The organism is Bartonella sp. TT110JLCBS, from assembly GCF_042193405.1.
In the GTDB taxonomy this organism is placed as follows: Bacteria; Pseudomonadota; Alphaproteobacteria; order Rhizobiales; family Rhizobiaceae; genus Bartonella.
This window is the reverse complement of the sequence record NZ_JBHILT010000040.1, coordinates 1-5,736: the sequence shown is the minus strand read 5'-3', so window position 1 is coordinate 5,736 and position 5,736 is coordinate 1. Positions and strand designations below refer to the sequence as shown.

Annotated in this window: 10 protein-coding genes; 3 read left to right on the top strand and 7 right to left on the bottom strand. The window is 41.1% G+C overall.

Going from position 1 to position 5,736, the window contains the following annotated elements:
• Positions 1-22 precede the first annotated feature (22 nt).
• The 5 genes from ACFILW_RS08680 to ACFILW_RS08660 are packed head-to-tail and all read right to left on the bottom strand — an operon-like array spanning position 23 to position 3,509.
• On the bottom strand, positions 23-1,129 hold the full coding sequence (locus tag ACFILW_RS08680; protein WP_375685569.1) for a phage tail protein: 1,107 nt from the start codon (positions 1,127-1,129) through the stop codon (positions 23-25).
• Positions 1,129-1,956 (bottom strand): baseplate J/gp47 family protein, encoded by an 828-nt coding sequence (locus tag ACFILW_RS08675; protein ID WP_375646747.1) that lies wholly within the window; start codon positions 1,954-1,956, stop codon positions 1,129-1,131. Before ACFILW_RS08675 ends, ACFILW_RS08680 begins: the two co-directional genes overlap by 1 nt.
• Positions 1,953-2,294 carry a GPW/gp25 family protein gene (locus ACFILW_RS08670; RefSeq protein ID WP_375612353.1) on the bottom strand — a complete coding sequence of 114 codons (342 nt, stop codon included), beginning with the start codon at positions 2,292-2,294 and terminating at the stop codon, positions 1,953-1,955. Before ACFILW_RS08670 ends, ACFILW_RS08675 begins: the two co-directional genes overlap by 4 nt.
• Positions 2,291-2,980, bottom strand: a complete 690-nt coding sequence (locus tag ACFILW_RS08665) for a phage baseplate assembly protein V (protein ID WP_375685568.1) — start codon at positions 2,978-2,980, stop codon at positions 2,291-2,293. The genes ACFILW_RS08670 and ACFILW_RS08665 overlap by 4 nt, the downstream gene beginning before the upstream one ends.
• A complete protein-coding gene (locus tag ACFILW_RS08660; RefSeq protein ID WP_375685567.1) occupies positions 2,961-3,509 on the bottom strand; it encodes a hypothetical protein in 549 nt (182 codons plus the stop codon). Before ACFILW_RS08660 ends, ACFILW_RS08665 begins: the two co-directional genes overlap by 20 nt.
• 49 nt (positions 3,510-3,558) lie before the next feature.
• Between ACFILW_RS08660 and ACFILW_RS08655 the strand changes: the two genes are divergently transcribed.
• Genes ACFILW_RS08655 through ACFILW_RS08645 form a run of 3 tightly spaced genes read left to right on the top strand, consistent with a single transcriptional unit; the run spans position 3,559 to position 4,327 of the window.
• Complete coding sequence (locus tag ACFILW_RS08655; RefSeq protein WP_012231065.1) at positions 3,559-3,831, top strand: toxin HicA; 273 nt, start codon at positions 3,559-3,561, stop codon at positions 3,829-3,831.
• Entirely contained in the window at positions 3,821-4,138 is a 318-nt protein-coding gene (locus ACFILW_RS08650; protein ID WP_004856761.1) for a type II toxin-antitoxin system HicB family antitoxin, read from the top strand. The genes ACFILW_RS08655 and ACFILW_RS08650 overlap by 11 nt, the downstream gene beginning before the upstream one ends.
• Positions 4,139-4,180: 42 nt before the next feature.
• Positions 4,181-4,327, top strand: a complete 147-nt coding sequence (locus ACFILW_RS08645) for a CopG family antitoxin (RefSeq protein ID WP_375685566.1) — start codon at positions 4,181-4,183, stop codon at positions 4,325-4,327.
• Between the two features lie 44 nt (positions 4,328-4,371).
• Here ACFILW_RS08645 and ACFILW_RS08640 read toward each other — a convergent pair whose 3' ends face one another.
• Both ACFILW_RS08640 and ACFILW_RS08635 read right to left on the bottom strand, forming a co-directional pair.
• A complete protein-coding gene (locus ACFILW_RS08640) occupies positions 4,372-4,650 on the bottom strand; it encodes a hypothetical protein (RefSeq protein ID WP_006589100.1) in 279 nt (92 codons plus the stop codon).
• Positions 4,647-5,399, bottom strand: a complete 753-nt coding sequence (locus ACFILW_RS08635; RefSeq protein ID WP_375685565.1) for an antA/AntB antirepressor family protein — start codon at positions 5,397-5,399, stop codon at positions 4,647-4,649. The genes ACFILW_RS08640 and ACFILW_RS08635 overlap by 4 nt, the downstream gene beginning before the upstream one ends.
• Between the last annotated feature and the right edge of the window lie 337 nt (positions 5,400-5,736).

Below are 5,736 nucleotides of genomic sequence, written 5' to 3'. Positions count from 1 at the left end.
TAAACCACTTTCATGCTTCATATTAAAACCTCAATAAAATCTTGAATTGTTCGCGAACATCGGCACGCAAAGGAATAGTGACAGGCGTTTTGAGTATCTCTACACCACCACGTAGTTCACCAAATCCTAACCAAAGTTTGCCAGGAGGGGTTTGTTGTGCAAGAGAGCCATGAACGAGAAGGGAAACAGAGGCGGCTTGTTTGTCCTCAACATCTTCAAAATCTGTGCGGGCTGCAAGAAACAACAGAGTGCCGGTTGGGGAAGGGTTAAATTTGTTTCCACAATGGCTGTACACACCATCCAAAGCCTGTTCGACAGGCGCTACAGCATAGCATCTGCGATACCCAATCACGCTATTTTGGCTGTCTCTTAACACGAGATAAAGCGTACGGTTGCTAAACCACTCTGTCATGAGTATATCGCGTTCATGTTTTTTGACCGAACACCACGGAAAATTTGCCATGTCCCATGGATAATCGATTTGTTCCCAGCTTAACTCTTCATCCCCATCATCTATCCAATTACCAATAAGCCGGCCTTCTTCTTTTGTGAGGGTATGATTGATTTCTGTTGTGCGTCCAAAGGAAAACAAAGTGTCCCCAGCTGTTAAACGAACACCGCTCTCATACTCCAACATGCTGTCATCAAGGCGTGACATATTGCATTCCATGGCTTGCACATTATAACCATAGGTCCCACGGCGAAAATCAGAGCGCAAACTTTTGGAAAGGTCGGTAATCGCTTCAATGGCTTCAAGGCTTTTGCGTTCAGGCAACTGATCAAAATCAAGTTGAAAGGAATTCCACCATGCACGTCCCGTCCAAGCGGGTATAAAGCGGGCTGTAATCTCTAACCATCTCAACCCCATCTCTATTGCCATAACAGATCCGCGCAGGCGTTGCCATGCAAGCCCTTGGTCAATCAAATCATAGAGGTTTGGAACATAAGGTGTCAGTTCACCAAGCCCGTATTCTTCAATCAACCACGGCAAAAAGCGGGGAGGGCGCGTGATCAATTTAGCACGTGAAATCCCCAAAACAGAACCATCAATATCTTGATGAAAATCGCAAGCATCGGCAAGGCGCTTTTCAAATTCTGTTGCGTTTGTGGGAAGGAGGGAACCAACCATTAGCGGGCATACCCCTTAAAGTTTAAGGTGATTTTTCCAATCGATAAAATTTCTTCATCACAAACCATACTGTCTTGTGTTGGGGTAATGGCAATCACTTTTTGGACACCAGAAATCATTAGTTTTGAAATCCACCACGAGAGGCTTAATTCACGACCAATGGCTTGTTCTTGTCTCCATGCTGCTCTTAAATTTGTTTCCATTGTCGTGAGAATTTTCAAAGATGTTTCTGGTAACAGCCAAACATCTGCTTCTAAGTCCAGCACTTTTTTAACAGCAGCGTGAACAATGATTGTATCATTGGTCATGATGATATTTTTTTTGTGAAGAGCTTCTGAAACTGTTTGTATGAGATCTTCAGATGCCGTTCCTTCTTCATTGTTGCCAAAAAGAGCAACATAGATGGTTGGGTCTTTGCCTTTACGATAGATAATCGCATCTTTCACTCGACTATCGGCTGTTAAGGCGATAAGCTTGTAATAGGGTTCTGTTCCACTTCCGTTTCCTCCACGGGCATGAAGCTGTATGCGTTCACGATATCTCTCGTCACTTTCACCCTCCATGCGGGCAAGACCATGCCAGTTTCCCAAAGCATCAAGAGATTCACCGGTTGCAAAATCAAGAATGTTGTTGCGTGCCGCTTCGTTAATACGCTGTCTTAACAGCAACTCTCGATAGCTAAAAGCCTCTATGACTTTTACAGCCGGATCACTTTCAAGAATGGTATATTCAGGCAAAAGCTCTTTTAAATGGGTAAGAGCCGCTGCGCGGATTTCCTCAAAAGAAAGTTCTGTGATGATTTCCGGTTTTGCAAGTACTCCATTCATTTTATCAGTAATCCTTCCATGGTAATGGGCTTGCCGGATGGCAAATAAATGCCTTCAAAGGATAAAGAAACGTGTCCATTCTCACCCCTTTTAAAATCAATTTTTTTCAATTTAAAACGCGGTTCCCACTTGTCTAAAGCCTCAGCAACAGCGGCATAAAGAGCAACAGCAAAAGCATTATTAACCGGTGCATCAATGAGTTCAGCAACACGTGAACCATAATCACGCCGCATTACACGCGAACCAATCCGCGTTAACAAAATATCAAGGATTGATTGACGTAAATGATCAATGCCGGTCAATGGCTTTCCTGTTGTACGGTCCATTCCACTGTTCAATTGGGACCTCCTGTCATAGAACCACCAGGGGAAACACCGCCATGAACATGGGTTTCTCCTACATTGGTGCCGTTATGTCTTAATCCACTTGAATGAATGGAAACATTATTTCCAGAATGTAGAGAGAGACTATCATTCGAATTCAGTGAAATGCCATCACCTGCCTTCAAAGAGATGTTGCCTTTTGCGTTTAAATTTATATCGCTTTCTGAAACAATCTTTATGCCTTCCGGTGCGGTAAGCTCTAGCTTGCCACCATCACCTTTTAGTGACACACCATCAGCGATTGTCAGGATAAACTTTCCGCCGGATTTGATGTGAATTCCATAAGTGTTTTGTTCATCATCATATTCAAGGCTGGTTCCATCAGGGTATATCGTTCGGTGAATGCTGCCTTTATCGGCTGCTTGATTAGCATCGGTATGAAGTGAACCAACAATCACCCCTTGTGATAAATCCCCTGATGACGAGATAACAATCACTTGCTCTCCAACATCGCGCCCTTCATAGGAGCGTGTTTTACCGGCGCGGGCTTGTGTGTCTGGAATCCAGTCACTGACAAGATTGCCACTTTTTACCCGATAGCGTGCGTTTTTATGGTCGACATGGCTAATCTTCCCCACCACAACCATATTGGCCACACGTCTCTTTAGATCTGTGATTTCTTTATCGCGCCGCTCTAACATGTCCACCTTCAATTTTATGGTATTTATCTTTATTTCTCACGCCTGTTTCTGGTTCAAAGCTTAAGAAAGGTTCAACGATTCTTGCTGTTACATTGCCTTCTTCTTCATCCATGTTGGGGATGTTGGTCACATAAATGACTTCAAAGGTTAAAATTGCACCGTGGAGTGCTAGAGCGCCATTATCGCCAAAGGCAAAAGCAATATTTTGCAGGCGGCATGTTTCAACGCTGTTTTTAAGATTGGGATTAGCGTAGAAAACCTCCTCAACTTCCCATGCTAATTGGTCAACAAAACGTGCTCCATCTTCACATGTCGCATAACATTCAACATCTAGCGTTAAAACACGCCGCCTTACTCCATAATCATAGCCATCTTCAATTGTTTCACTTTGTGTTGAGATATTAATAGCTGGCATTGCTTCAATAAATAAATTGAAGTCACGCATATTGAAAACATTGTCACCAGCTGCCGTCTTTGCTGCCTTTATCAAAGCAACAAAGCTTTCCCTTATTGTTTCTCTCGGATGCATGAGTGTTTCTGTCCAATTAAGTGTATAAAATGATTGACTAGGATTAATAATGATACTATTATTGGTTATGAGCAATAAAGTTGAAAAAATAATCAGCTTGATGAAAGCATCACCAAAGAACATCAAGTTTTCAGATTTGTTGGCTGTATGTGTCTATTTCTTTGGAGAACCGCGGAACAATGGTACAAGCCACTTTGTTTTTAAAACACCGTGGCTTGGTGATCCTCGTGTAAATATTCAAAAAGATTCTGGTAACAAAGCAAAAGCTTATCAAGTCAAACAAGTCTTACAAGCGATAGAAAGGATGAAACATGAACAATAATCATTATACATATCGTGTTTTGTGGTCGCAAGAAGATGAGGAATATGTCGGATTGTGTGCAGAATTCCCATCCCTTTCATGGTTAGATGCTCAAGCAGAGAAAGCTTTAAAAGGTATTATGGACCTTGTTTCAGAAGTTGTTGAGGACATGCAACATAATGGAGAAGAAGTTCCTGTGCCTTTGTCACATGGTAAATACAGTGGTAAGTTTCAATTAAGAATACCACCAGAACTCCATAGAAAACTTGCAATACAAGCCGCTGAAAATGGTGTGAGTTTAAACAGATACATTTCCTCTAAACTTTGAATCTTTTAAAAGTCTATACGTACTAAAAGAAAATTAATTCTTATGAAACCCTCTAAATTAAAACAAATACCCGTTTTTAAGACGGATAAAGAAGCAGAAAACTTTGTTGATACTGCCGATCTTACAGATTATGACTTAACTGGTTTTAAGCCTATTCATTTCGAATTCTTACCTAAAGAAGTCTCTTGACCACTCCCCATCTTAAGAACGGGGAGGGGAGTTCTATTTTTTAATTAAGCAACCTTTTTAATGGGGTTGTCTAAATTTGGTTCATAAGTTCGCAACAAAGAATCCATACGATGTGGAAGTTCTGAAGCTCCAAAATCTGTCAAAATTGCCAAGATTTTTGTAATATTGGGTACGTCATCTTGAAGCTTTAAAACCAGAGCATCTACGACCGATTCCATAACCTCAACTATAGCATTGCAGTCCTCATCTCCAATGCCTCGATGGTTAGAAAGCTTAAACAATGCCATCCACAAATCGCATAAGAAGTCGACACTGCTATTCATTGCACACCCCCAAAGATTTGTTCTCTCAAACATGCTAATCCTCTAGATGTGATTTTCGTTGAAGGCAGCACCTTTTCTGTACCATCTGGTCTTTGAATGGTAATAGCGGGACAATCCATGAATCCTTTCTTTATCTTATCCTGATAAGGTAACAGAGGCGCCCCTGGAGCCCGTCGATATACCCAATCATGTTTACGCAAGTAATCCGTTAAATCCTTAGGTCGCACCTCTAACATCTTTGCAGCTTCTATCAGACCAAACAAACCATCAGAACGCTTTAAACCTTCCAAAGCCTCTGCTTTTGGTGCTAATTCAGCGATAACATGATCTTTATGCTCTATTTGACTTTGTAAGTGATTTAAAACACCAAGCAATGCCTCCGGTTTAGAGTAGTCAACTTGTGATGCAGCTATCTGTGGAGCAGCTACTTGCTTCAAAAGCCGTTCACATTTGATAAAGTATAAACGAGCCTCTCTACCTTTCTTATTGTTCTCAAGCATAGAAAGCTCTTTTGCTACATTTAGTGTAAGATAATATTCTTTTAACACTACATTTTGACGTTCGCCAGTTTTGGCGAGCGTTAAAATATAATCTATTCCCTCTTCTAAATTGTATTTGATAATACGGTCTTTAATCCAATTGGAAAAGTCTCGTTTTGCCTCTAAGAATGCGTGCAGATTACGTGCATTTACTGTTTGAACAATTTCCTGTCCAACAGTTTGTTCCGATATCGGAATAAGAGTGTTCATTGTGAACTCCTTATGGTTAAATGTTTTCATTGACACCTTAGAAAGGTATCGGGCGCTGAAAACACGGCCATAAGTCCGTCGTTATGCTTTCCCCCGAAAGGGTATTTTATGGCATAACCACACCCGACAAGACCAGTATACGCCATACGCATATAATGAGTCAAAGCCTTCAATGTACGGAAAAAGATTGTATCGGCAATCCATCCGCTTATGGTTTTAAGGTGTTTTCAGGCACCTGATTCGATTATTCACATTGTCGCCACAATGTCAAGTGGCAATGTAATGTTTTTATAAAAGTAATCAAAACGGCTTGCTAAATAAAGATGCCTTATTGTTT